General features: G+C 70.6%; 19 protein-coding genes. 2 read left to right on the forward strand and 17 right to left on the reverse strand.

Features of this window, described 5'->3' with window-relative positions:
• Nucleotides 1–30: 30 nt before the first annotated feature.
• From WMF28_RS00205 to fadI, 15 genes are all read right to left on the reverse strand, one after another.
• Complete coding sequence (locus WMF28_RS00205) at nt 31–1362, reverse strand: alkaline phosphatase PhoX (RefSeq protein WP_437599956.1); 1332 nt, start codon at nt 1360–1362, stop codon at nt 31–33.
• Between the two features lie 158 nt (nt 1363–1520).
• Nucleotides 1521–2228 (reverse strand): hypothetical protein, encoded by a 708-nt coding sequence (locus tag WMF28_RS00210; RefSeq protein ID WP_437599957.1) that lies wholly within the window; start codon nt 2226–2228, stop codon nt 1521–1523.
• A gap of 239 nt (nt 2229–2467) precedes the next feature.
• Nucleotides 2468–3649, reverse strand: a complete 1182-nt coding sequence (locus WMF28_RS00215; protein WP_437599958.1) for a zinc-dependent alcohol dehydrogenase — start codon at nt 3647–3649, stop codon at nt 2468–2470.
• A gap of 6 nt (nt 3650–3655) precedes the next feature.
• Entirely contained in the window at nt 3656–4456 is an 801-nt protein-coding gene (locus WMF28_RS00220) for an SRPBCC family protein (protein WP_437599960.1), read from the reverse strand.
• Nucleotides 4457–4737: 281 nt separating this feature from the next.
• Nucleotides 4738–5751 (reverse strand): tetratricopeptide repeat protein, encoded by a 1014-nt coding sequence (locus WMF28_RS00225; protein ID WP_437599962.1) that lies wholly within the window; start codon nt 5749–5751, stop codon nt 4738–4740.
• Nucleotides 5738–7192, reverse strand: coding sequence for a protein kinase domain-containing protein (locus WMF28_RS00230; RefSeq protein WP_437599964.1), 1455 nt, complete (start codon nt 7190–7192; stop codon nt 5738–5740). Before WMF28_RS00230 ends, WMF28_RS00225 begins: the two co-directional genes overlap by 14 nt.
• 172 nt (nt 7193–7364) lie before the next feature.
• Nucleotides 7365–7724: a hypothetical protein gene (locus WMF28_RS00235; protein WP_437604393.1), complete on the reverse strand. Its 360-nt coding sequence runs from the start codon at nt 7722–7724 to the stop codon at nt 7365–7367.
• The gene (locus tag WMF28_RS00240) at nt 7630–8025 is read right to left on the reverse strand and encodes a M14 family zinc carboxypeptidase (RefSeq protein WP_437599965.1); all 396 of its coding nucleotides are present in this window, start codon (nt 8023–8025) and stop codon (nt 7630–7632) included. Before WMF28_RS00240 ends, WMF28_RS00235 begins: the two co-directional genes overlap by 95 nt.
• A 163-nt stretch (nt 8026–8188) precedes the next feature.
• Nucleotides 8189–9169, reverse strand: coding sequence for an SDR family oxidoreductase (locus tag WMF28_RS00245; RefSeq protein ID WP_437599966.1), 981 nt, complete (start codon nt 9167–9169; stop codon nt 8189–8191).
• 252 nt (nt 9170–9421) lie between these two features.
• A complete protein-coding gene (locus tag WMF28_RS00250) occupies nt 9422–10783 on the reverse strand; it encodes a cytochrome P450 (protein ID WP_437599968.1) in 1362 nt (453 codons plus the stop codon).
• 135 nt (nt 10784–10918) lie between these two features.
• Nucleotides 10919–11983, reverse strand: a complete 1065-nt coding sequence (locus WMF28_RS00255) for a terpene synthase family protein (RefSeq protein WP_437599969.1) — start codon at nt 11981–11983, stop codon at nt 10919–10921.
• 55 nt (nt 11984–12038) lie between these two features.
• Entirely contained in the window at nt 12039–13067 is a 1029-nt protein-coding gene (locus WMF28_RS00260) for a hypothetical protein (protein ID WP_437599970.1), read from the reverse strand.
• Nucleotides 13068–13589: 522 nt separating this feature from the next.
• Nucleotides 13590–14642: an STAS domain-containing protein gene (locus tag WMF28_RS00265; protein WP_437599972.1), complete on the reverse strand. Its 1053-nt coding sequence runs from the start codon at nt 14640–14642 to the stop codon at nt 13590–13592.
• A gap of 446 nt (nt 14643–15088) precedes the next feature.
• Nucleotides 15089–17323, reverse strand: coding sequence for a fatty acid oxidation complex subunit alpha FadJ (gene fadJ / locus WMF28_RS00270; protein ID WP_437599973.1), 2235 nt, complete (start codon nt 17321–17323; stop codon nt 15089–15091).
• Complete coding sequence (gene fadI, locus WMF28_RS00275; protein ID WP_437599974.1) at nt 17320–18630, reverse strand: acetyl-CoA C-acyltransferase FadI; 1311 nt, start codon at nt 18628–18630, stop codon at nt 17320–17322. Before fadI ends, fadJ begins: the two co-directional genes overlap by 4 nt.
• A 264-nt stretch (nt 18631–18894) precedes the next feature.
• On the opposite strand from fadI, the gene WMF28_RS00280 reads away from it, so the two are divergent.
• Nucleotides 18895–19119, forward strand: coding sequence for a hypothetical protein (locus WMF28_RS00280; RefSeq protein ID WP_437599975.1), 225 nt, complete (start codon nt 18895–18897; stop codon nt 19117–19119).
• A complete protein-coding gene (locus WMF28_RS00285; protein ID WP_437599976.1) occupies nt 19116–19325 on the forward strand; it encodes a hypothetical protein in 210 nt (69 codons plus the stop codon). Before WMF28_RS00280 ends, WMF28_RS00285 begins: the two co-directional genes overlap by 4 nt.
• Nucleotides 19326–19606: 281 nt before the next feature.
• Here WMF28_RS00285 and WMF28_RS00290 read toward each other — a convergent pair whose 3' ends face one another.
• Both WMF28_RS00290 and WMF28_RS00295 read right to left on the reverse strand, forming a co-directional pair.
• Nucleotides 19607–21550, reverse strand: coding sequence for a CBS domain-containing protein (locus tag WMF28_RS00290; protein ID WP_437599977.1), 1944 nt, complete (start codon nt 21548–21550; stop codon nt 19607–19609).
• A 77-nt stretch (nt 21551–21627) separates the two neighbouring features.
• Nucleotides 21628–22521, reverse strand: coding sequence for a hypothetical protein (locus WMF28_RS00295; RefSeq protein WP_437599978.1), 894 nt, complete (start codon nt 22519–22521; stop codon nt 21628–21630).
• Between the last annotated feature and the right edge of the window lie 17 nt (nt 22522–22538).

Below are 22538 nucleotides of genomic sequence, written 5' to 3' on the forward strand. Positions count from 1 at the left end.
TCTCCCGGCGCACCGGCCGTGGTCGCCGCTCTACCCGGCGCCCGGTCTCGCCGTCCCTGTCGGGATCGAGCCGCTGGCGCCCGCGGCGACCTCGGGGAACGGGCCCGTGACGGCCAGCGTGAGCCCGTCTTCCTGCAGGTTCACGAAGAGCGCCTTGCCGTCGGGCGAAAAGCACACGCCGGCGAGCTCGCTCAGGCTCAGCGCGTTGCGCGCGAAGTCGAAGATCTGCCCGTCCTCCGTCACGCCTCGAAGATAGTTCCCCCGGCTGCCGTCCTCCGCCAGGAAGAGCTCTCCCCAGGGAGCAAGCGTGATGTTGTCGGGCGCGTCCAGATCCTCCGTGTCGGTCGCGTGGGCGATGACCTGGAGCGTGCCGCCGTCCTCCGCAGGGACCAGCTGGAAGATCTGCCCAGCGCCGGCCGGGCCGCCGCTCGTCGCGCAGAGGTACACGACACCTTGCGAGAGGCAGATGCCCTCCCCGCGCCGGAAGACGGCGGCCCCCTTGGCCTGGGCGTCCTTCCGGACCGTGTCGTCCTGCGGATCGGGATCGTCGACATCCACCCACGCGATCTCGCGGGGCTCCCCCAGCGCCCAGCCCGACGTATCGACCTTGCGGGCCCCGACGACGGCGAGCGCCTGGAGCCGACCCTCGAACGGAGCGGCGGGGTCCGTCGGCTTGAAGCGGTAGAAGCAGCCGTCCGCCCGATCCTCGGTCAGGTAAGCGATGTTCGTCGCGGGGTCGACGACCGCCGCTTCGTGGACGAAGCGGCCATAGCCGCTCAGGCGCTGCGGCGGCGCCACCCTGGACGCGTTCGCCGCGCACACGAAGACATAGCCGTGGCGAGCGTCGAGGTTCTCCTCGCAGGTGAGCCAGCCCCAGGGGCTCACGCCGCCCGCGCAGTTCCGGTTGGTGCCGACGAGCACGAGGTTGCTCGAGCGGCGCTCGAACGTCGCGGCGTCGAGCACGAGCCTCGTGACGCCGCCCATGCTCGCCGCGTCGTACGCCTCCGCCGGCGCATCCTGGCCGGCTCGGTACGGTCCGATCTTCTTGTCCGCCGGCTCGTTCTCGTGATTCCTGAGCAGAATCAACGTGTTATCCGGACCGGAAAAGCACCCCATTCCATCCGGACGGCCGGGCACCTGGTAGCCGTCCTCCATGTCGCCGCCGGCGCGCTCGAGGATCCGGTAGGTGAAGCCCGCGGGGAGGTCGAGGATGCCCGCTGGATCGGGCACGAGGGGCCCGAACCGGCCGGCCGCCTTCTTGGCCGTCCTCCGCGCGAAGATCAGGGAGAACGGCAGGGCCAGGGCCGCGGCGGCAGCCCCGCCGATGCGCAAGAAGGATCGCCTCGGGACGCGTCGCTTCATGACCATGATCTACGTCGAGCGACCACCGCGCGAAAGCCGTCGAGCGGGCGCGCCATGAGGCCGCCGCCGGGGTGATGCACAGGACGAGCGCCGGCCCGCGCGCGTTGACGGTTCGAGTTCGCGACAGCGCTCGTCAGGACGCGCGCCGCCGCGCGGCGTCACCCCACCTGGCTTCCGTCGGGAACGGGACGGATCAGGATCTTCGAGGACACTCGGCCCACGAACCGTCGCAGGAGCTGCTTCGCTCCGATCGCGCCGCCCGCGCCCACCGCGAAGACGAGCGGCGCCGCAGCGCCGCCGGTGACCGCGACGAGACCCGCCGCGAGCAGCACGCCGGCGCCGATGGCCACCGCGCCCGTCGAGGCCTCCTGGGCCGCGTGCGCGATCGCTTCGTTCTTCGTCATCTTGCCGCGCTGATAGGCCGTGACCCCCTCGTACGCGCCGAAGGCGCCGTCGATGACGAACCCGATCCCGGCCGCCTTGCCCGCGCCTTTCAGGACCTCCCGGCCCGCGGTCTTCATCACCTCGCGGGTCAGCGCCCTGGCGACCGCAGCCGACGCGCCGTCGGTGAGCGCCGCCTGGCCCACCTGCCGCGCCGCCTCCTGCGCGACGAGGGCGCCTGCCTGCTTTCCGCCCTGATCCACGATGATCTTCGCCGTTGCCTGCGCCCCCAGCGAGAGCCCGGGCGCGAACACGTCCACGATCGCCGTGGTGTTCTCGACCATCGCGCGCCGCAGGCCCTCCCGCGCGCCCTCGTCGAGCAGCCCCTTGCCCGCCGCCGAGAACAGCGCCTCTGCCGCCCCGCGGACGGCGACCGCGCCGCTCCCTGCCACCGAACCAAGGATCTTGTCTCGCCGTGAGCTCATCTCGACCTCGCCGTCTGCCTGCGCGCGCCCGTGCCTCGTCAAGGGGTAGCGTCCCGGGGCGGAAAGACAAGCTCAGCGCCGCGCGCTCTCACGTCGCGGCGCGGCCAGATCCGTCCCGGCGCGCGCCTGCGACGACGCGACGAAGCGCTCGACCGGCGGCGAGCAGAGGTCGCGGTCGCGGCGCGCAGATCGATCTGCGCAGCCTTGCTCGTGCGCTCGTCGTGGCTCGCAGCGCTGGCTCAGGCGCTCGCCGCCGGCGTGAAGACGACGCGCATACAGCCATCCTGCTTCTTCTTGAAGAGCTGGTATCCGCGCGGGCCCTCCTCGAGGCTCATCGGGTGTGTCACGAGGAACGACGGATCGATCTCGCCGCGCTCGAGGTGCTCGAGCAGGCGCGGGATGTAGCGCTGGCCGTGCTGCTGCCCCATCCGGAAGACCAGGCCCTTGTTCATGGCCGCGCCGATCGGGAACTTGTCGATGAGCCCGCCATAGACGCCGACGATCGATACCGTGCCTCCCTTGCGGCACGCCATGATCGCCTCGCGCAGCACGAACGGGCGATCCGTCTCGAGCCGCATCGCCTGCTTGGCGCGGTCGTAGGCGTACTCGACGCCGCGCCCGTGGGCCTCCATCCCGACCGCGTCGATGCACGCGTCGGGGCCGCGGCCGCCCGTCATGTCGCGGAGCGCCTCGCGGACGTCCACCTCCTCGTAATTGAGCACCTCGGCGCGGCCGCGCTCCCTGGCCACCCGGAGGCGCTCGGGGAGCCGGTCGATCGCGATGACCCGCTCCGCTCCGAGCAGGTAGGCGCTGAGGATCGCCATCTGTCCCACGCCGCCGGCCCCCCAGATCGCGATCACGTCGCCGGGGCGGATCCCGCACATGTCCGCGGCCATGTAGCCCGTCGGCAAGGCGTCGGCCGCGAACACAGCGCGGTCGTCGGGGATCGCCTCCGGGACCTTGAAGGCGCCGTGATCGGCGAACGGGACGCGGACATACTCGGCGTGGCTGCCGGCAATGCCGCCAAAAGCATGGCTGTAACCGAAGATGGCGGCGGTCGTGTCGCCAAATGCCTTGTCGAGCACGGCGTGGCTCGGGTTCGAGTTGTCGCAGAGCGACCAGAGCTCGTGCTCGCAATAGAAGCAATGCCCGCAGCCGACGATCGAGCAGACGACGACGCGGTCGCCCTTTTTCAGCTTGCTCACGTCAGGGCCGACGTCGACGACCTCGCCGACGAACTCGTGCCCCAGGATGTCTCCCTTCTTCATCGTGGGCACAAACCCGTCGATCAGGTGCAGATCCGAGCCGCATACGGACGACATCTGGACGCGAACGATGGCGTCGTGCGGGGCGAGGATCCCCGGATCCGGCACCGTCTCGACGCGGAGATCGTTCACGCCATTCCAGCAGAGCGCGCGCATGGAGCCTCACCCCCCCAGCGCGGCCGATCTCCGGCCGCTGGGCTGTCCTTCGATCGTCGGTATCTCGCCGGCCTCCATCAGCTGCTTGAAGTGGCGGAGATCGTCCCTGAGCTGCTGATCCGGCGCCTCGCCGAAGACCTTCGCGATCGCCCGGCCGAGCGCGCCGGCAGGCGCCTCGTGGTCGATCGTCACATGGACCTCGGTGCCGCGGCCGCCCGGCGCGGGGACGAACCGGACCGAGCCCGCGTTCTCGATGTCGGCCGGCTCGCGGGAGCGCCACGCGATGAGCTCGTTCTCCCGATCCTCGATGATCTCGGCCCGCCACGACACCGAGCCGCCGGGCGCCCTCGCCTTCCACCGCGAGCGGCTGCCGTCGATGACCTCGACCTCGGTGAGGTGCTCCATGAAACGTGGTAAGTTCTCGAAATTACGCCAGAATTTGTAGAGCTCGTCCGCGGGCCTGGCGACGGTCACGGTGCGCGCGACGCGCGTCGCCGCGGGGGCCAGCGCGTCGAACAGGCGGCCGGCGCGATCGCCGGCGCGGAGCAGCGGCGCGCGCGGGGCGGCGCGATCGCCGGGCGATCGAGCGGCACCGCGGCGGCCCGAGACGCCGTGCTGGATCAGCGCTCCGCCCGCGAGCGCGAGGACCAGGCCGGGCACGCTGCGGCGAGCGAACCCGTACGCCACGAGGGCGCTGCCGCCGATCGTGGAGAGCAAGCGCTCCGCCCTTCCAGCGGCTCTGTGCGCCCCAGCCTGGTCTCGCTCGGCCAGCGGCGGCACCTTGGAGATCGGTTCGAGCATCGTCATGGCATCACTCCTCCGCAACCTCGGTCAGCTCGCCTGCGCGCGCCGATGAGGGCCTCCGCCAGCCGAGCGCGCGGCCCTACGCCGCCGCGCGGGGGCGCGACCTCGTCCGGGGCGCGGCTCGATGAGGGCGAGGCGCCCTGTGCACACGCAGACGTCAGCTCGTGTTCACGGCGAGGTGAGGCAAGGCCCGCGCCTGCTCCGATCCAACCGCCGGGGGGGCTCCGGTCGTGTCGCGAACGCGCGGCCCGCCGCGTGTGCGCCGCCGCGCCGTGCGCCGGACCTCAGAACCTCATGAGGAGGCGCGAGCCGAGGCCGCCCGGCGACGGCGTGAGCGAGAGCTCCGCCACGGGCGGCTTGCCGGGCGCCGGCGAGGCAGCCTCGGAGGGGCTCAGCAGGAGCAGCGTGACGCCGGCGCCGATGCCGACCAGCCCGACGCCGGCGAACACGCCCGCGAGCGTCGTGGCGGTCATCCCCGTCTCGTAGTCCCCTTGCAGCGACCGCGGGCACGTGTAGCCCCCGCCAGCGGCAGGGGAGCACCCGTCCTCGACCGCGGACAGCGCGCCGGCGCGCACGACGAGCGCCACCACGGTCGCGATCGCGCCCGCGCCGCCGACGCCGAGCGCGATGTAGCCGCCCGTGCGAAGACCGCTGGAAGCGGGCGGCGCGGCGGGGCCCGGGGGGGCGTCCGCGTCGCGCGCAGAGAGCGGCGCGGGCACGGTGAGCGGCACGTCCCGATGGGCGCCCGGGGTGAGCTCGATGCGCTCCGTGATCGGCGCGGCGCCGCCGTAGAAGAGCTCGACCGTGTGCGCGCCCAGATCGCGCTCGAGCGCGACGCCGAGGAGCCTCGGATCGAGCGGCTTGCCGTCCAGCACCACCCGCACCGACGACCTCCCCTCGGCGCCCTGGAGGCGGACGGTCAGCGTCCCGACCTTGTTGCCGAGCGCCCGGTAGCGGAGCTCGGCGTCCTCGCTCCACCCGGCATACTTCGCTTCATTGGACTGGAGCGCGGCGCGCCGGAGATCCCACCAGTCCCGCCTCGCCGAGGCGTAGCGGCCCATCTCCTCCTCGCACTCGGCGATGTTCCGCAGCGCGCCGAGCCCCTCGGGGTAGATCTCCAGCGCGCTCCGGAAGGCGATGACCGCCTGCTCGCACTGGCCGGCGCTCCGCAGCTCGCGGCCGCGGGCAAACAGCGTCTTCGCGTCCTCCTCGGCCCCGATGGCGAGCGCCGGGGCCGGCGCCGCCGCGAGCAGGGCGGCGCTGCACAGCGTGATGAGCTGTCGCTCAAAGGATCTCACTCTTGTCGATCTCCTTGCGGCGCCGGGGCACGGGGGGCGGCGGCGCGGACTTGGCGGGCGCCGTGGCGCGGGGAGCGGCCCCGTCAGGACGAGGCTGGGTCGAGCGCGGCCGCGAGGACGCGGGCGCCGTGGCGCGGGGAGCGGACCCCTCCGCCGGCGCGACGCCGGCAGCCGGCTCTGCCGGCGCGACGCCGGCAGCCGGCTCCGCCGGCGCGACGCCGGCAGTCGGCTCCGCCGGCGCGACGCCGGCAGCTGGCGCCGCCGCGTCGGCCTGCGGTTGCGGCGGCGGCGAGCGCGGCGCCTCCTGGAGCGCGCCGCGCATGCCGGGGGACAGGTGCCGCGCCGCCTGATCCGGGCGCGGCCGATCGAGCAGGCGAAACGCGAGCGCGGCGGTGCCCACGAGCGTGCCCAGGCAGGCGACGACCACGGCGGCGAGCGCCGCCGGCCGCGCCGCCGGCCACCGCCTCGGCGGCGCCTCCGCGGGCTCGGGCGGCGGCGCCGTGAGCGCGGCGCGGTAGGCCCGCACCATCTCGCGGATCGAGGCGAACCGCTTCGCCTGCTCCTTCGCGAGGGTGCGCGCGAACCAGCCGTCGAGCCCCCGGGGAAGCGACCGCCGGACCGCCGTGGCAGGCTCGAAATCGCGGGTGCTGACCGCCACGATGAGCTCGGCGATGGTGTTGCCCTGAAACGGCGGCCAGTCGGTCAGCACCTCGTAGGCCAGCACGCCGAGCGCCCAGACGTCGGCCCGCGCGTCGACCGAGAGCGGCGTGGAGAGCTGCTCCGGGCTCATGTAGTTCGGAGAGCCCAGCATGACGTCGGCCTCCGTCTCACGCGGCCGATCGAGGCCGAGATCGCCGTGCAGCGCCTTGGCGATGCCGAAATCCGCGACCTTCACCGTCAGCTCCGCGCCGGGATCGTCGATGAGCATCACGTTCGAGGGCTTCAGGTCGCGGTGCACGATGCCCATGTCGTGCGCGACGGTGAGCGCGTCGGCGATCTGATCGAGCATGTCCGCGAAGCGCATCGGATCGAGCGGCCCCCGCTCGCGCACCTCCGCGAACAGCGTTCGACCCCGGATGTACTCCATCACGAGATAGGGGATGTCGTCGTGAATGCCGGCGTCGTGAACGGCGACGATGTGCCGCGTGCGCGCGCCCAGGCGGGCCGAGATCTGGGCCTCGAACCGGAACCTCTCGAGGACGGTACGGCTCCGCGCGGGGTCGCCGGTCAGCGAGGCGCTGAGGAACTTGATGGCGAGCTCGGTCTTGAGCGTGACGTGTACGGCGAGCCACACCTCCGCCATGCCCCCGCGCCCGAGCGGCCGGACCAGGCGGTACTTGCCGTCGACGATCTCGTCGGCCTCGTGCTGCCAGTGGTCCGACTCGTCGGCGCCCGTCGGGCGCTCCACCGCGCTGGGGCTGACCCTGACGGTCGTCGGCATGCGGGGCGAGTCAGCGTCCACACGCGAAGGATAGTGGATGCAGCGTGCGGGACTGGCACTTTTTCACAGGGCCCGCTGTCGGTCCGTGTCCGCGTGTCCGCGTGTCCGCGCATCCGGCGAGCGCGAGACCGCGGTCGCGGTCCGCCGCGTGTCGGCGGCGAGCGCGGCCGTGTCACTCGGCGGCGTCGGCGAAGAGAGCCGCCGGCGGCTGCTCGAGGTGCGGCGGCGCCTGCGGGGCCGCCCGGCCCACGCCGCGGTCGAGCGCATCGCGGAGGAGCGCGCCCACGCCGGGGACGACGTTGTCGATCGCCGCGTCGGCCTCGCGCGGGTTCAACCACCAGAACGGGTTGAGCAGCCGGCGGAGATCGCGGAGGGAGCGCGTTGGGCGGCTGACCTCCACCGTGAGGGCCAGCGTTCCCAGGTTGGCATCGAGCCAGTCATCCATGTCGCCGACCGTGGGGTACCAGTGCGCCGCCTGCCGGACCTCGTACCGCTCGCGCGGCAGCGCGCGGCAGCCCGCGGCAGAAGGCATCCCCGAGCGCCCGATACAGCGGTGCGCGCGGGTTGGGCGCGCCGGTGTGCGCCCACGGATAGAGCAGGAGGTTGCCGCAGCTGTGGAAGCCGAGCGCGAGCGCAGGCCGCGTCTCCAGCGCGACGTCGCGCAGCGCGCGCGACTCGGGCTCCGAGAACGCATGCGGCCCCGTGTCGTGCGGCGACCACCTGAGCCGCGAGCCCGCGAACGGGTGTAGCGCGCTTCCGAAGAGCGCCGCCTCCAGTTCCATCAGCGTCGAAAAGTCATCGCTTCGGAGCGTGCGCGCCACATAACGGCTCATCGTTGCGCCTCCTTATTTCAATTGAATCGTTGATCGGGGCGCAGCATGCCGGTGCTCGGTGGAGAACACGTCACAGAACCCCCGAGGTTGAGAGACACCCCGGGGACGCGGGCGCGTCGGAATGGCCGGGAGATCGCATACGGAAGGTGCCAGATCGGCCACGTCATCGTGGCTTGAGGCGCCCTGCCACCGCGGCCGGGACCTCGAGCGCGAGGCCGGCGAAGGCCCGGGCGGTGTCGAGGAGCGCGGCGAGGCCCGAGGACGCGCGCCACCCGCCGGTCACGCCGGTCCAGTGCTTCATCGGAAAGAAGATGTTGCCGTCGGTGTGCGGCGCCGCGCGATCCAGGAAGGTCGCGCGGGTCGTGTACGCGGCGAGCAGCCGCTCCGTGAGGGCCGGGAAGGCGACGAACGCCGCGGCGGTGATGCGGCCGGCGACGCCGACGTACGTGTCGCGCCGCGGCCGCTCGGCGAGGGAGACCATCGCGGCCGCGACCCGCTCGGGGTCGACGATCGGCCGGATCGGCTGGACGGCGCGGCCCGTGTAATTGCCGGCGTGCTGGTAGATCGGGGTGTCGACCGACGCGGGAAGGAGCGTGCAGACGTGAATGTCCGGGGTGCCGGCGAGCTCCTGTCTCAGGCAGGACGCGAGCCCGAGGATCCCGAACTTGGAGATCACGTAGGCGCTCATCGTCGGCGCGCCGAACTTGCCGAGGGCGGAGACGTTGTTGATGAGCACACCGGCGCCCTGCGCGCGGAAACGGGGCAGCACGGCCCGCACCCCGTGCACGTAGCCGAGCAGGTTCGTCTCGATGACCTGGCGGTAGGTCTCGTAGGGCGCCTCGTCCGCGCGCGCGTAAAGGAACACCGCGGCGTTGTTCACCCAGACGTCGATCCTGCCGAACACGTCGATCGCGGCGCGGGCGAGGGCCCTGACGGCGCACTCGTCCCGCACGTCCGTCGGGACGGCGAGCGCGCGCGCGCCGACGCTGGCGCACTCGGCGGCGACCTCCTCCAGGGCCGACGCGTTCCGCGCGGCGATGACCACCCTCGCGCCGCGCCGCGCGAACGCGATCGCCGCCGCCCTGCCGATCCCCGAGGACGCCCCGGTGATAACGACCACCGAATCGCGAACGCACTTCCGCATGACTGACAACCTCCCGCGCGGTCTGCTGCTCGCCGAGAGGAAAGCAACGCGCGGGCCACGCTGGCTCGGATCGTGTACAGGGAATCCGAGGTAGCGCGCGATTCCTCGCATGCCGCGGGGGGACGTTTGCGCCCGTCACGCCATGCGCCGACAGAGGGCATGTCGTCGACACCGCGCCGCTTTCTCCAGGAGGATGGGTGGCCCGGAGAAGGGGTGCTCCGCCCGCGGAGGACCCCTGGGCCGCGTGCCCGCTCAGGGCGGGCTGCGCCGCGTCACCCGGAACGGCGTCCCGTTCTTGATGCGCAGGGCTATCGACAGCGCCGGCACGGCGGTCTGGCGCGGCGAGCCGGCGGCGAACGTGTAGCGCTGGACGAGGCGCGCCAGGATGAGCTGCGCCTCGGCCAGAGCGACCGTGCTGCCAATGCACTGGCGCTGGCCCGTTCCGAAAGGGATCCAGGCCAGCTTGTGGCGCGACGCCGTGCGCTCCGGCGTGAAGCGCCCCGGATCGAAGCGTTCGGGATCCTCCCAGCAGTCCGGATGACGATGGATGGCGTACGTCGGGGCGAGGACGAAGGTGCCCGCCGGGACATGAAAGCCGTCGATCTCGTCATCGACGACGGCGACCCGCACCAGCCACCAGAGCGGCGGGCGCACGCGCAGCGCCTCCTGGAAGACCATGCGGGTATAAGACAGCCTGGCGAGGTGGGAGGCATCCGGTCGGCTCCGGCCGACCACGCCATCGACCTCGGCGCGCAGCTCCGCCATGACGGCGGGCTCATGCAGCAGCAACTGCAGTGTCCACGCGAGCCCGGTCGAGGTCGTCTCGTAGCCAGCCAGGAACAGGGTCACGACCTCATCGCGCAGCTGGTCGGCGGTCATCCGCTGGCCGGTCTCGGGATCGACCGTGCTAATGAGCGTCGCGAGCAAGCCCCCGCTGTCCCCGGCGCGCTGCTGCCGGCGCTGGCTGCGCTCGATGATCTTGAGCAGGACCGCGTCCATGTCGCGGAGCGCCTGCTGGTAACGGCGCCTCCCGGGGACAGGGACCCAGGCAGGCAGCTCCTGCGCGACGATGCCGCGGAAGACGTAGTTGAGGGCGAACGTCACGCGGGCGGTGAGGAGCTCGATCTCCTCGCGGTCGATGTCGCCTCCGAGCACCGCTCTCGTGATCAGCTTCATGATGATCGGGCTGACGGCGTGCATCGGGTGGAGCGGTGAGCCCGTCCTCGCGGCGATGTCCCAGACCTCGAGCTCGTCATCGATGGCATCGACCATCACGCCGACGAGCTCGTCGATCCGCTCGCGGTGAAAGTGCGGCTGCATCATGCGGCGCTGGCGCAGCCAGTAGTCCCCTTCGCTCACGCCCAGGCCGTTGCCCAGCAGGGTCCTGATCGAGTCCCACAGCGCGCCGCCCTTCCCGTACTTCGAGCTGCAGTCCCGGAGGACATGCTGGACGTGCCTCGGGTGATTCACGACGATCATGCTCAAGGGACCGAGCCGCAGCCTGTACACGTCTCCGTGTCGCGCGCGGGCCCTCGGGAAGAACTCGGCTTGCTGGCTGAGCAGCGCCGGTAGCGACCCGAGCAGCGGCAGCCCGCCGTCCACGAGCGGCGGCATACGCGGGGCAGTGAGCGGTCGGCTGTCCGGAAACAGCGCAGAATTGGCTCCGATGTTCAAGGCCACTCGTCCTCCTGTTCCCTTTCCCTGCTCCGCCGACGGGGCCCTCCTCTCGACGGAGGGCCGGCGTGCGCTTCACAGCGAGAAATATTTCTCGTTCGAGTACCGGTGGGTGATCATGTACCAATCGAAGGTGCCGCGGATGACCGTGTACCCCGTACGAACGTACCTCGTGATCGCCTCCGCCATCCCCTCGTACCCGTCGACGAGCTCCGGGAGATCCCTCTCTATCTGGACCATGGCCTTCACCATGTCGTCGGCGAGCTTGCCCGCCAGGTCGCAGGCGCTCTGCAGCCCGATGCCGTGCTCGCGCTGAAGGAGGGCGACGAAATTGGCCTCCCCGCTCTTCACGTCCTTGTAGAGCCCGAGGAGCTCGTTGTGGATCACGATGACGAAGGCGACGAGCTCGGTGATGCTCTTGATGTATTGATCCTCCAGCACGGGCTGCATGCGCAGCCCGTGCGCGCGCTCGAGGAACACCGCGGCGAGCGGCATGAAGTAGCTGCTGCCGATGTTGTCCCGCCTCCGCATCAGGTGGGTGGTGGGTCCGAGGACGGTGCGCCGGTCCTGGAGCGCCTGGACCCTCAGCCCTTTGAGGTGGAACTGGAGGGCCCCGGCGAAGGCCTTGAAGAGCGGCGGCGACGCGAACGCCTCGATCTCCTTGAACCACCGGTGCCACGCCCTCACGATGTGATCGTCTCCCGCTGCAGGCGAGTCTCCGCGGGCGATCTGTCCGACCCTCCGAATGTAATCCAGCTTCTTCGAGGCGTCGGCGTTCACGTTGTCAATGACGTCGTCGATCGCGAAGAACAGCGCGAGGGATATCGCCCCGTACAGCACGAGCTCCTTCGGATGATCTGGGAAGATCAGCGCAGAGCAGTCGTCTAGCTTCATGCCCACCAAGACGTCATGACCGTCGGTCCCCCGTTCGATGAGCTCCGCGCTCACCATCCAGTCAATGTACGGGGCCCGTATCTGCTCCAGGTGCTCGCTCACCTTGTACTTCCCCGGGAGGAGCAGCTCCGGGGGCCTGATCTTCTCGAAGTCCGGGAAGTCGATGTCCATGCCACGCAAACGTTCGCCGAACTCCTCGGCCCTGTCCGATCCCTGGATCGCCCCAAACGCGGCTCGCTCGTTCATCTCGTTCTCCTCTCGGCGGCGCCACCCCGCGAGCCCGCCGGTCGTGCGTTCTGGCTCAATCGCCGTCGAGCGCCTTCAGGGCGAACGCGGTGACCAGGGCCTCCGAGCCGACGTAGATATCGGAGCGGCCCAGCTTGTAGATGGGTGATATAGGCCACGAGCCGTCCGACTTCTGCGCCCTTCGCAGGGCGTCCCTCTCGGATGCGTTGTCGACACGCAGGCGGTTGGCCGCGATGACCCTGAGCGCGAGCTCCAGGGGGACGCCGCTGCTCCCGATTCGCGCCCTCAGCAAGCCCTCGACGACGTGCGCATACTTCTGCGTGAACCTCTCGAAGTCCAGCAACCTCGACGCCCAGTAGAGGAGCACGTCCGGAGTTAGATAGTAATAGAAGGCGTCCGGACGCGCGATCTTCTCCGGGCGCAGGGAGTCGATCAGGTACTCCTCCGTGGGCCGCGCCTCGTCCTCCCTCCCCAGGAGGTAGGCCAGGTACAGCGCATTGGCGCAGGGGATCGGGTCGATCCTGCAGCGCCCTTCCCGCTCGCCCCTCGGGGGCATGTACACGTGGATGATGCCGGCTTCGTCGACGTTCTGCAGCACCTTCGAGACGGCCGAAAGAGCGACTCCGATGGGAGCGGCGCCGACCTTTATCAGGACCGACAACGCGAGCCCAGTGTCGTCCACGTCGCGGGGGAGCAGGCTCGCATCAACGAAGTACGAGAAGAGCCCGTCATCGTGGCTCTCGCCGAGAAACTCCGTGAGACGGCGCTTTACCCTGGAGCTCAGCCTGCTGTTCATCAGGAGGTCCAAGATGATCGCGGAGGTGAAGATCTCATCCGGCATCTCGATGCGGGACGTGAAATCCGGCGCCCGGCTCAGCGTGGCCTGGTAGCAGCGGTCGACGTCGAAGGTCTGGCTGAGGTAGCGATAGCCCCGGTCGATCGGGTCTTCATCTCTCCTGCCCAGCGCGCTCAACCGCTTCAGTATCCCTGCCTCCCCCTCTCGCGGGCTCAACATGTCGGCCTGTGTCGAGCACATGCTAACGGTTGACTGTCCGTCGGTGTGAAACGCGCGATCGCTCAGCATAGACGAGCCTCCTGCGGCATGCTGCGGATGCTGACAGCTCCATTCAGTCCACGACAAAATCGCGGAACGAACCACCAATGTCAACGCCCATGCGTGGGCTTGTGGTCGATGCCTACATGTCCGCTCAGCTGCGTCTACGAAGGAGCCAATGACGGCGCCTTCGTTATTTGTGTTATGATAACGTGGGCTTGTGCGATGACTCGCCGCAGGTCATTTCAGCGTTCTGGACACTGAAATGTTCTGGCGCTGAACGAGCGCCGCGCCGCGAGTCATGCATCTGGGACGGGAGCGCTCGCGCGATGTTGCCCGCCCGGGATGGGTGCGCATCACGTTTGCGGCTTCGGGGCGTGGCCCAGTTTGCCTTGGACAGAATCGATTTGCGGGGCGGACGGCAGGCGGACGATGGATCGATCGATCCTGACCGCATGCTCGAACCCGGTCACCGCCGGGCGTCTCGTCGCGCGCGTCCGCGGAGCCGCGGTCGGACCGCGGCGTCGGCGCTGCATCGCGCGTCGGCGGGCCTCAGCGCCGCGCGGCGACCTGAGGCCGGGACACGACGGCGTGGGTCACATCCACTTCCGCCTGCATCATGCGCAGGCAGGTCTGCAGGCCGTGCCGGAGATTGCGGAGCGTGAGCATGGGGCCGAGATCCACGCGCAGCGCGGTGAGCGTCTGCGCCACCGCAGGCCGGACGCCGGTCAACATGCACCGGGCGCCGAGCAGCTCCACCGCGCTCACCAGCCTCAGGAGCCGATCCGCCGTCGAGGAGTCCATGATCTCGACGCCGGTCACATCGATGATGACGAAGCGGGACTGCTTCCGCGCGATCTCCTCGAGCAGCTGGTCCGTCACCTCGCCGCTGCGCCGTGAGTCGAGCATGCCGATGATGGGCAGGACGAGGACGTCATCCCAGATCTCGAGGATCGGAGTCGAGAGCTGCTGGACGGTGAGCCGCAGGCGCTCGAGCGTGTCATTCCTCTCCTTCTCGCGGACGAGCTGCTGATCCATCTCCTGCTCCCACCGCTTGCGCTCGCTGACGTCACGGAACACGGCGACGGCGCCGACGAACGAGCCCTCGGGATCCAGGACCGGGCGCGCGCTCACGAGGAGCCAGCCGCCCTTCGGGTTCTTGTTGTTCCGGAAGAAGATCTCCTGCGCGGTGATGATCTCGCCTCGGAGCGCGCGGGCGAGGGGTAGATCGGTCGGGGGAAACGGCGTCTCCCCATCGACGTGGTAGAGTCCGTACCGCTTGCTCCACTCATCCGGCGAGCTATCGGCGATCGTGAGGTTGATGACCAGCTCGGCCGCCTGGTTGGAATACACGATCTTCCCGTCCTGCTGGCTCACCACCACGCCGTCGACGATGTTGTCCAGGATCGCCTGCTGCGCCCGCGCACGGTTCTCCAGCTGTTCAAGCGTGCTGGCTAGCTCCGCCGGCGAGGCGCGCTTGCCCTTGTCAGCTACGCGGCCGGCGGCCTTCTTCGCGCTGGTGCGCGCCTGCTTCTTGACCTCATCCGACTGGCGGGTGGGATTGGGAGAACGGTCCTTACCTTCGTTTCGGCGAACAGGTTTCATTCCAACGTCTCCTGCTGGCTACGGCACGAAGCTTTAGATGGGTTTCCAGGGCCAGCTCCATCGACCGGGACCTTCAATCCAGACGCAGGATCATCGAGAGCTCTGCCCTTCTGATGACGTACGCGGCTCACGCTATTATCGGCGTTCTGAGCCTTCCAAGACCGCGTCCCAGCTTGCCTCAATTCGAAAGAGGCTAAACCAGTGATGGTACGCGATCAATGGGCCATCTTACAAAAAAAGGTGTGTGGAACCCGGCTCTATGGCCGCGCGTTGACCACACCCCGGCTCGCACGTCGTCCGCATAGATCGCGAAGGTTTTGCCGGTCGAGGAGCGCGCAGCCCGGCAATGCATGGCTGGCGGTGCGCAGGTTCCTCACCTCGCTGGTGCGCCTCCGCGCGGCGACTGCCAGCGCGAAGGCGAGCGGCCACGCCGCGCCCAGGAGGCGTCAGGCGTAGAAGGGCTTGCCGGTCCTCGCCGCCTCGACGAGGGCCGGGGCGGGCGTCCAGCGCTTGCCGAAGCGGCGCTCGTAGACCTCGATGCGGCGGAGCACCTCGGCGGCGCCGAGGGCGTCGACGTAGCGGAACGGGCCGCCGCGGAAGGGCGGGAAACCGAGGCCGAAGATCGCGCCGATGTCGCCGTCGCGCGGGCTCCGCAGGATGCCCTCGCCGAGGCAGTACAGCGCCTCGTTCACGAGCTGGAGCGAGCACCGCATCTGGATCTCCTCGACGGCCACCGGCGGCTTGTCCTTCGCCCTCGGCACCGGCAGCCCGAGCACGGCATAGACGCTCTCGTCAGGGTGCTTCCCCTTGCCCTTCTTCCTCGCCGCCGCGCCGTACAGGTACATCCCGCGCTCGTTCTTGCGGCCCCGGCGGTCGTCGGAGAGCAGCTTGGCCATCGTGGGCGGCGGGGACATGCGATCGCCGAACGCCTCGATCATGATCGGGCCGATGTGCGCCGCCACGTCGATGCCCACCTCGTCGAGCAATGCCAGCGGGCCGACCGGCCAGCCCCACGCGACGAGCGCCCGGTCGACCTGCTCGATCGCCACCCCCTCGGCCAGGAGCCAGCTCGCCTCGTTCATGTACGGCCCGAGGATCCGGCTCGTGTAGAAGCCGACCCCGTCGTTCACGACGATGACCGTCTTGCCCTGCCGCTTGCCGACCGCCACCGCCGTCGCGACCACCTCGGGGGACGTCGCCTCCGTGCGGATGACCTCCAGCAACGGCATCCTGTGCACCGGGCTGAAGTAATGCATCCCCACCACGTTCTCCGGCCGCCTCGACGCGGCCGCGATCCGGGAGATCGGGATCGAGGACGTGTTCGACGCGACGATCACGCCGTCCTTGCCGTTCGCCTCGATGTCCCGCACGACCGCGTGCTTCACCGCGAGATCCTCGAACACCGCCTCGATCACGAGATCGGCGCTCCTCAGGCCCGAGCTGTCCGTCGTCGTCGTGAGCAGCGCGAGCTTCTGGTCCCGCTCGATCGGCGTGAGCTGCCGCTTCTTCACCCGGTCGCCGAGGATGTCGGTCACGACCTTGAGCCCGCGGCCGAGCGATGCGTCGTCGCGATCCCGGAGGCGCACCGCGATGCCGGCGTTCAGGCTGACATAGGCGATGCCGGCGCCCATCAGGCCGGCGCCGATCATCGCGATCTTCTCGACCTTCCTCGGCTGCACGGACGCATCGTCCACGCCGGTGTCCTTCTTCATCGCGTTCGTCGCGAAGAAGAGCTCCATCAGCCGGTGCGCCGTGCTCGACACGACGAGCTCGCCGAACGCCCGCGCCTCGACCTCCCTCGACGCGTCGAAGCCCCGGTCCGCATAGGTCCTCAACACCTCGATGATCCGCTCGGGCGCCGGATAGTGCCCGCCGGTTTTTTCACGCGTCTTCTTCTGTGCTTGATGGAAAAGTACGGTCCTGCCGAGCGGGTTCTGCTCGAGGGCCGCGCGGGTGAGCGTGGCGGCGTCGAGCTTCGGCCCCTTCTTCGCGGCGCCGCCAGGGCGGAAGGGCGGGCCGCCTCCGACACGCGCGAGCTCCAGGGCGAGCGCCGCGGCCGTCTCCTTCAGGATGGGCGCGGGGACCACGTCGTCGGCGACGCCGAGCTGCCGCGCCTTCGAGGGGCGCATGTTCTTGCCGGTGAGGCCGTGGTCGAGCGCCGCCTGCAGGCCGGCGCGCTCCGCGAGCCGCTGCAGCCCGTTGATCCCGGGGAGCAGGCCGAGCTGCACCTCGGGCAGGCCGAGCACCGTCTTCCTGTCGTCGCTCAGCACCCGGGCGTGGCAGGCGAGCGCCACCTCGAGGCCGCCGCCGAGCGCGGCGCCGTGGATCGCGGCCACGATCGGCTTGGGCGAGCGCACGATCCGCAGGATCGCCTCGTGGCCGGCCCGGCACATCGCCTCGGCCTGGGCCGCCGTTGTGACGCTCTTCAGCATGTCGATGTCGGCGCCCGCGATCCAGGTGTCGGCCTTGCCGGACACGAGGACGGCGGCCTTGATGAGCGGGTTGCTGGCGATCTGGCCCATGATCCGCTCGAGATCGCCGGCGAACGTGGGCTTCAGCGTGTTGACCGCCTCGCCCGGGACATCGTACGTGACGACGCCGACGCCGTCGGGGCGCACCTCCAGGGAGACGGGGCTCTTGGCCGCGGGGGCCGGCGTCACGGGGTCGATCGTCGTCGTCATGCTGCCTCCAGGACCACGGCGGCGCCGAGGCCGCCCGCCGCGCAGACGGTGAGGAGCGCGTGCTGGCCGCCGCGCTTCTTGAGCTCGCGGAGCGTGGAGAGCACCATGCGCCCCCCCGTGGCCGCGAACGGGTGGCCGAGCGCGATCGAGCCGCCGTTCACGTTGAGCTTCTCCGGGTCGATCTCGCCGACGGCGGCGGACCGGCCGAGCTTGTCCGCGGCGAACGACGGCGACGCGAGCGCCTTCAGGTTGGATGCGACCTGCGCGGCGAAGGCCTCGTGCATGTCGACGAGGTCCATGCGGTCGAGCGAGAGGCCGGCGCGATCGAGCGCCCGCGGCACGGCGAGCACCGGGGCCATGAGGAGCTGCCAGCCCGGGTCGACCGCCGCGTAGGCCCACGACTTCACGTACCCGAGCGGCTGGTAGCCGAGCGCCCTGGCCTTGCCTTCGCGCATGAGGAGCAGGGCGCTCGCCCCGTCGGTGAGCGGCGACGCGTTGCCCGCGGTGATGGTGCCGTGGCGGCGATCGAACGCCGGCGACAGCTTGGCGTAGGCGTCGAGGGTCGAGTCGTCCCGGACCACGTTGTCGCGCTCGACCGGCTTGTCGTAGGGCGGGGGGATCACGTGCATGACCTCGGCCGCGTACGTGCCGTCGCGCCAGGCGCGCGCGGCGTTCGTGTGCGAGCGGTGGGCGATGGCGTCCTGCTCGGCGCGCGTGATGCCGTTCTGCTTGGCCATCTTCTCGGCGGCCTCGCCCATCTGCTCGCCGGTGGTCGGCTCGCGCGAGAAGCCCGGGATCGGCGGCACGATGTCCTTCAGCGAGAGGCGGGAGAGGATCTCGAGCCGGGCGCCGAGCGTCCTGGCCTTCTGGAGGTCGGTCAGCGCGGAGGCGAGCTTCCGGGAGACGCCGAGCGGCACGTCGCTCATGCTGTCGGCGCCGCCGACGAGGGCGACGTCGTGCTGGCCGGCGAGCATCGCCTCGGCCGCGCTCGTCATGGCCTGGAGCGACGTCGCGCACGCGCGCGAGACGCTGTAGGCGTCGATGTCCTTGGGCAGGCCGGCGCGCAGCACGACCTCGCGCGCGATGTTGAGCCAGTCGAGCGTCGGCACGACCTGGCCGTAGACGACAAGCGTGACGTCGCGCGGGCTCACCTCGCTCCTCTGGAGGAGCTCCTTGACGACCGTGGTCGCGAGATCGACGGTGCGCAGCGCCTTGAGCGCCGTCCCCGCCTTGGTGAACGGCGTGCGCAGCCCAGCAACGACCGCCACCCGGTCCTTGCCGCTCTTCCCATTCTTGCCTGAAGCCATGTCGACTCCTCTGCTGCCGGAGAGCCCACCGCGGGCCCGCCCCGCGCGCCCCGCGCAGCCCCCCCGGATCCCGGCTCGCCGGTCGGGTGAAATCCCTTAGGTGCGCTGACGCGACGTGTCAACCTCGCTCGGTCGCTCGGGGATGGCTCGGGGGTGGAGAGAGGGACAGCGCGCTCCAGGAGTGAAGTGAGGATGGAAGATCGGTCGAGTCGTTACTATATCTAATTTGGCCCACACAGGATCTTCCCGATAGCGTTACTTGCCATGGGGAAACTACTTCAGTTCAGTGCGCTGCTCTGCGTCGCTGCGGCGATCGCGGGGTGTGCGACGACGGGCGCCAGCTCCACGGCCCCGGCGACGCCGGGCTATGTGTATGTCACCGGGCACCAGACCACGTTCGGGTTCACCACGCCCGAGGTGTGGAGGTGCCCTGAGCAGGCCGGGAAGGGCGAGTGTACGCGGGTCGAGGTGACGGAGGAGGGCGAATGAAGCGTTCTTTGAAATGGTGCCTGCTGCTCGCGGCGATCGGCTCCACGGGGTGCCAGGCTGTTTACACCGACATCCGGCACGTGGACGGAAACCGGTACATCATCACCCGTAACAAGTCGGGCCCCTTCACCAAGGCCCACGGCACGGTCCTCGACTGCCAGGCGAACGGCGACGCGATGACCTGCGCCGAGATCAGCGACCTTTAGAGCGGCGGGCACCCGCTTCGGATACGGGCCCACCTCGACGTTTTCAATGCTCAGCGCACTGGAGTGCGCTTCCGCGCCGAAAACGCCGATCTGGGCCCGTCTCCTGTGCGGGGGACCGCCGCTCTGGCTAGATTTTTGACGGAGGCGAAAGAACGTAAAGGCGGGGGGAAAGATTCTTTTCTGACCTCCTCTTGCGCCCTTGCGACTCTGCGGCTTTGCGCCTCTGCGTTGAATCCTCTCTCTGCGGCTTCGGCGCGCGACTCGCCGGTAGGCGTGCACGCTCACGCCTCGCGTAGGAAGGCCTCGAGCAGCGTTGCGGATACGTCGAGGAGATCGCGCTCCGTCACGATGCCCACGAGCCGCTCGCCCGCGACCACGGGCAGGCAACCGACGCGCTGCTCGCGCAGGATCCGCATCGCCTCCAAGGTCGGCGTCTCAGGGGTGATCGTCACGGGATCGGTCCGCATGATGGACGCGACCGTGGGCGGGCCGGGACCGTTCGCCGCCGCGCCGCCGCGGGCGACCAGCCGGAGCAGCGCGCGGTGCGAGACGACGCCGACCAGCCGGCCCTGGTCGTCCTCGACCGGCACGTGGCGCACGTGCCGCCAGTCCATCACGCTCGCGGCGAAGTCGATGATGTCCGTGGGCCGCACCGTGAAGAGATCGGTCGACATGAACTGGCCCACGGTCCGGTAGCTGTCGCGCAGGAGGCCCCGGTCCGCATCGAGCGCGGCAGGCTCCCAGGTGTGCACCGGGCGACCCGCCCCGCCGCTCCCGGCCTCCTCCTGCTGGCGGGCGAGCATCGCGGCGCAGAGCGCGCGGCACTGCAGCTCCGAGGTGCCCTGCCCGGCCATCGAGGCGAGCGAGCCGAGCGCCCACTGGGCGCCGGTCTGGCCGCGGCGCACGCGCTCCTCGACGACGCCGAGATAGCGGTCGATGTCGGCGGCGTCGATGCCCGCGGCCGCGAGGCCCCCCCGGGCGGCCGGGAGGAGGCGCGACAGGATGAGCTCCGGGGCGGGGAAGCTCCGCCCACAGGTCCACGCGAGCTGCGCCTTGAGGCCGTGGCGCGCCGCCGCGAAGAAGTTCGTCTTGGCGTCCTCGAACGGCATCTCGAGGTCGATGCGCGGGTGCTCGGCGGCGAGGCCGGACATCAGGCCGAAGAAGAAGGCGGCGTTCGCCACCTCGTCGAGGATCGTGGGCCCCGCGGGCAGCGCGCGGCTCTCGATGCGCAGGTGCGCGACCCCGCCCGAGACGCCGTAGCAGGGGCGGTTCCAGCGGTAGACGGTGCCGTTGTGGACGCGCAGGGCCTTGAGCTCCGGCACCTCGCCGCGCGCGAGCACCGAGAGCGGCGGCTCGCCGGTCTCGGCGGTCATGATCACGCGGAACCGCGCGATGTCCTCGCGGAAGAGCTCGAGCGCGCCGCCCTGCACCCAGCCGTCGCCGAAGTGGACGCGGGGCTTGTGCTGGCGGACCTCGCGCGCGCTCGGGCGGGTGTCGACCGAGCTCTCGAAGAGGGCGATCCGCGTCTCGTGCCAGAGCCGCTGCCCGAGGAGCAGCGGCGAGTTGACCGCGGCGGCGAGGACGGGCGCGGTCACCGCCTGGGCCAGGTTGTAGAGCGGCGCGAACTCCAGCGCCCCGACCTGGAGGTGGACCTGGAAGCTCGTGTTGCACGACTCGAGCAGGATGTTGTCGTGGGTCATCTCGAGCTCGTCGAGCCCGTGGATCGACACGCGGAAGTGGCCCTGGCGCAGCTCCAGGAGCGCGCGGTTGAGCTCGTGGTAGCGCGGCGCCGGCGTGAGGCTCTCCAGGCGGAGGTCGCCGGCGCGCAGCGTGGGGAGGATGCCCGCGAGCAGCACGTCGGCGCCGACGGCGCGCGCGGCCCCGGCAGCCCGGCCGACGACGTCGGAGAGCTCGGCCTCGAGCCGCCGCAGGCAGTCGCCGCCGAACGGGAGCGGGGTCAGGTTCGCCTCGAGGTTGAAGCGGGCGAGCTCGGTCGTGAGCCGGTCGTCGGCGGCCCGCTCGAGCACCTCCAGCGCGAGCGGCGCGGGGCGGAGCGCGCGGTCGACAAGGAACATCTCCTGCTCGGCGCCGATCCGGCGCACGCCCGACTCGATGCGATCTTCCTGGATGAGGCGCTCGAGCGCCTCCACGTCGTCGAGCAGCGCCCGCATGAAGGACCGGAGCTGCTCGTCGTTCGCCTGCTCGGAGACGTGGTGCTCGCCCATGGTGATCCGCCCCCTCCCTTCGCCCGCCCCGCTCCCGCTCCGCCGAAGCCTACGCCGAGCGGCGGCGCGGCGCGCGCTCAGAACCTGTGGCCGACCGCGAGCCGCAGCGTGGCGACCTTGTCCTCGGCGAGGCCGAACCCGAGCGGCGCGTCGAGCGCCACGAGCAGCCCCGCGCGGCCGTAGAAGCCGGGCTTCTCCGGCGTGTAGCTGACGAACGGCTCCAGCGCGAGCTGCGCCATGTCCTCGCGCGTGAGCGTCAGCGCGGCCTGGAGCCGGAGCCCGCCGCCCAGGGCGCCCTTGCCGCGCATCTCGAGCTCGTTGCCCTGCTCGAGCACGAGGTCGACGTCGCTCCCGCTGGTCGGGAGGGCGAGCATCACCGCGGTGTCCGCGCGGTAGACGAGCCGCGTGGCGAGCTCCGCCTCGACGCCGCCGCGGGCCCTCAGGGGAAAATGCTCGGGGATGAGCCGGTGCAGATCGAAGTAGGCGCGCGCCGGGGCGGTCGCCTGCAGCGTGGCGCGCGCGTCGGCGTTGGGGTCGGTGAGGACGGGGATCGAGAGCGCGCCGCCGCCGAAGACGGCGAGCTTGCGCGACATCGCGCGCGCGTAGTGGGCGCCGATCGTGGGGTTGCCGAAGAGGAGGCTGCCGGCGCTGCTGCTCTCGTCGACGCCGAGCCGGGACGACCGGAACGTGGCGGAGACGTTGCCGTAGGCGAGCGGGAGCTCCGCATCGAGGTGGAGCCGCTTGCGCCACTGGAGCTGACCGACGAAAGCGAAGCTCAGGCCGAACGTGCTCACCTCGGACTCGACGTCAGCCATCGACCACCCGGCCGACTTGCTCAGGACGTCCAGCTCGAGCGCCGCGTGGGAGCCCTGGCTTTTGATCCAGCTGTTCTTTTCCGCTGATGTGGCGATCGGAGCCGCCAGCCAGAGCGAGAGCAGGACGGCGGAGGAAAGCAGCGGTTTCGCGTTCAAGCGGTCCCAGCTGCGAT

This window comes from Sorangium sp. So ce590 (assembly GCF_051521365.1).
Lineage (GTDB): Bacteria > Myxococcota_A > Polyangia > Polyangiales > Polyangiaceae > Sorangium.

What these genes read in the sequence shown, in the direction of transcription:
- WMF28_RS00205 (WP_437599956.1), bottom strand. Translation starts at nt 1,362, where the DNA reads ATGAAGCGACGCGTCCCGAGGCGATCCTTCTTGCGCATCGGCGGGGCT.
- WMF28_RS00210 (WP_437599957.1), bottom strand. Translation starts at nt 2,228, where the DNA reads ATGAGCTCACGGCGAGACAAGATCCTTGGTTCGGTGGCAGGGAGCGGC.
- WMF28_RS00215 (WP_437599958.1), bottom strand. Translation starts at nt 3,649, where the DNA reads ATGCGCGCGCTCTGCTGGAATGGCGTGAACGATCTCCGCGTCGAGACG.
- WMF28_RS00220 (WP_437599960.1), bottom strand. Translation starts at nt 4,456, where the DNA reads ATGACGATGCTCGAACCGATCTCCAAGGTGCCGCCGCTGGCCGAGCGA.
- WMF28_RS00230 (WP_437599964.1), bottom strand. Translation starts at nt 7,192, where the DNA reads ATGCCGACGACCGTCAGGGTCAGCCCCAGCGCGGTGGAGCGCCCGACG.
- WMF28_RS00235 (WP_437604393.1), bottom strand. Translation starts at nt 7,724, where the DNA reads ATGCCTTCTGCCGCGGGCTGCCGCGCGCTGCCGCGCGAGCGGTACGAG.
- WMF28_RS00240 (WP_437599965.1), bottom strand. Translation starts at nt 8,025, where the DNA reads ATGAGCCGTTATGTGGCGCGCACGCTCCGAAGCGATGACTTTTCGACG.
- WMF28_RS00245 (WP_437599966.1), bottom strand. Translation starts at nt 9,169, where the DNA reads ATGCGGAAGTGCGTTCGCGATTCGGTGGTCGTTATCACCGGGGCGTCC.
- WMF28_RS00250 (WP_437599968.1), bottom strand. Translation starts at nt 10,783, where the DNA reads ATGCCGCCGCTCGTGGACGGCGGGCTGCCGCTGCTCGGGTCGCTACCG.
- WMF28_RS00255 (WP_437599969.1), bottom strand. Translation starts at nt 11,983, where the DNA reads ATGAACGAGCGAGCCGCGTTTGGGGCGATCCAGGGATCGGACAGGGCC.
- WMF28_RS00260 (WP_437599970.1), bottom strand. Translation starts at nt 13,067, where the DNA reads ATGCTGAGCGATCGCGCGTTTCACACCGACGGACAGTCAACCGTTAGC.
- WMF28_RS00265 (WP_437599972.1), bottom strand. Translation starts at nt 14,642, where the DNA reads ATGAAACCTGTTCGCCGAAACGAAGGTAAGGACCGTTCTCCCAATCCC.
- fadJ (WP_437599973.1), bottom strand. Translation starts at nt 17,323, where the DNA reads ATGACGACGACGATCGACCCCGTGACGCCGGCCCCCGCGGCCAAGAGC.
- fadI (WP_437599974.1), bottom strand. Translation starts at nt 18,630, where the DNA reads ATGGCTTCAGGCAAGAATGGGAAGAGCGGCAAGGACCGGGTGGCGGTC.
- WMF28_RS00280 (WP_437599975.1), top strand. Translation starts at nt 18,895, where the DNA reads ATGGGGAAACTACTTCAGTTCAGTGCGCTGCTCTGCGTCGCTGCGGCG.
- WMF28_RS00285 (WP_437599976.1), top strand. Translation starts at nt 19,116, where the DNA reads ATGAAGCGTTCTTTGAAATGGTGCCTGCTGCTCGCGGCGATCGGCTCC.
- WMF28_RS00290 (WP_437599977.1), bottom strand. Translation starts at nt 21,550, where the DNA reads ATGGGCGAGCACCACGTCTCCGAGCAGGCGAACGACGAGCAGCTCCGG.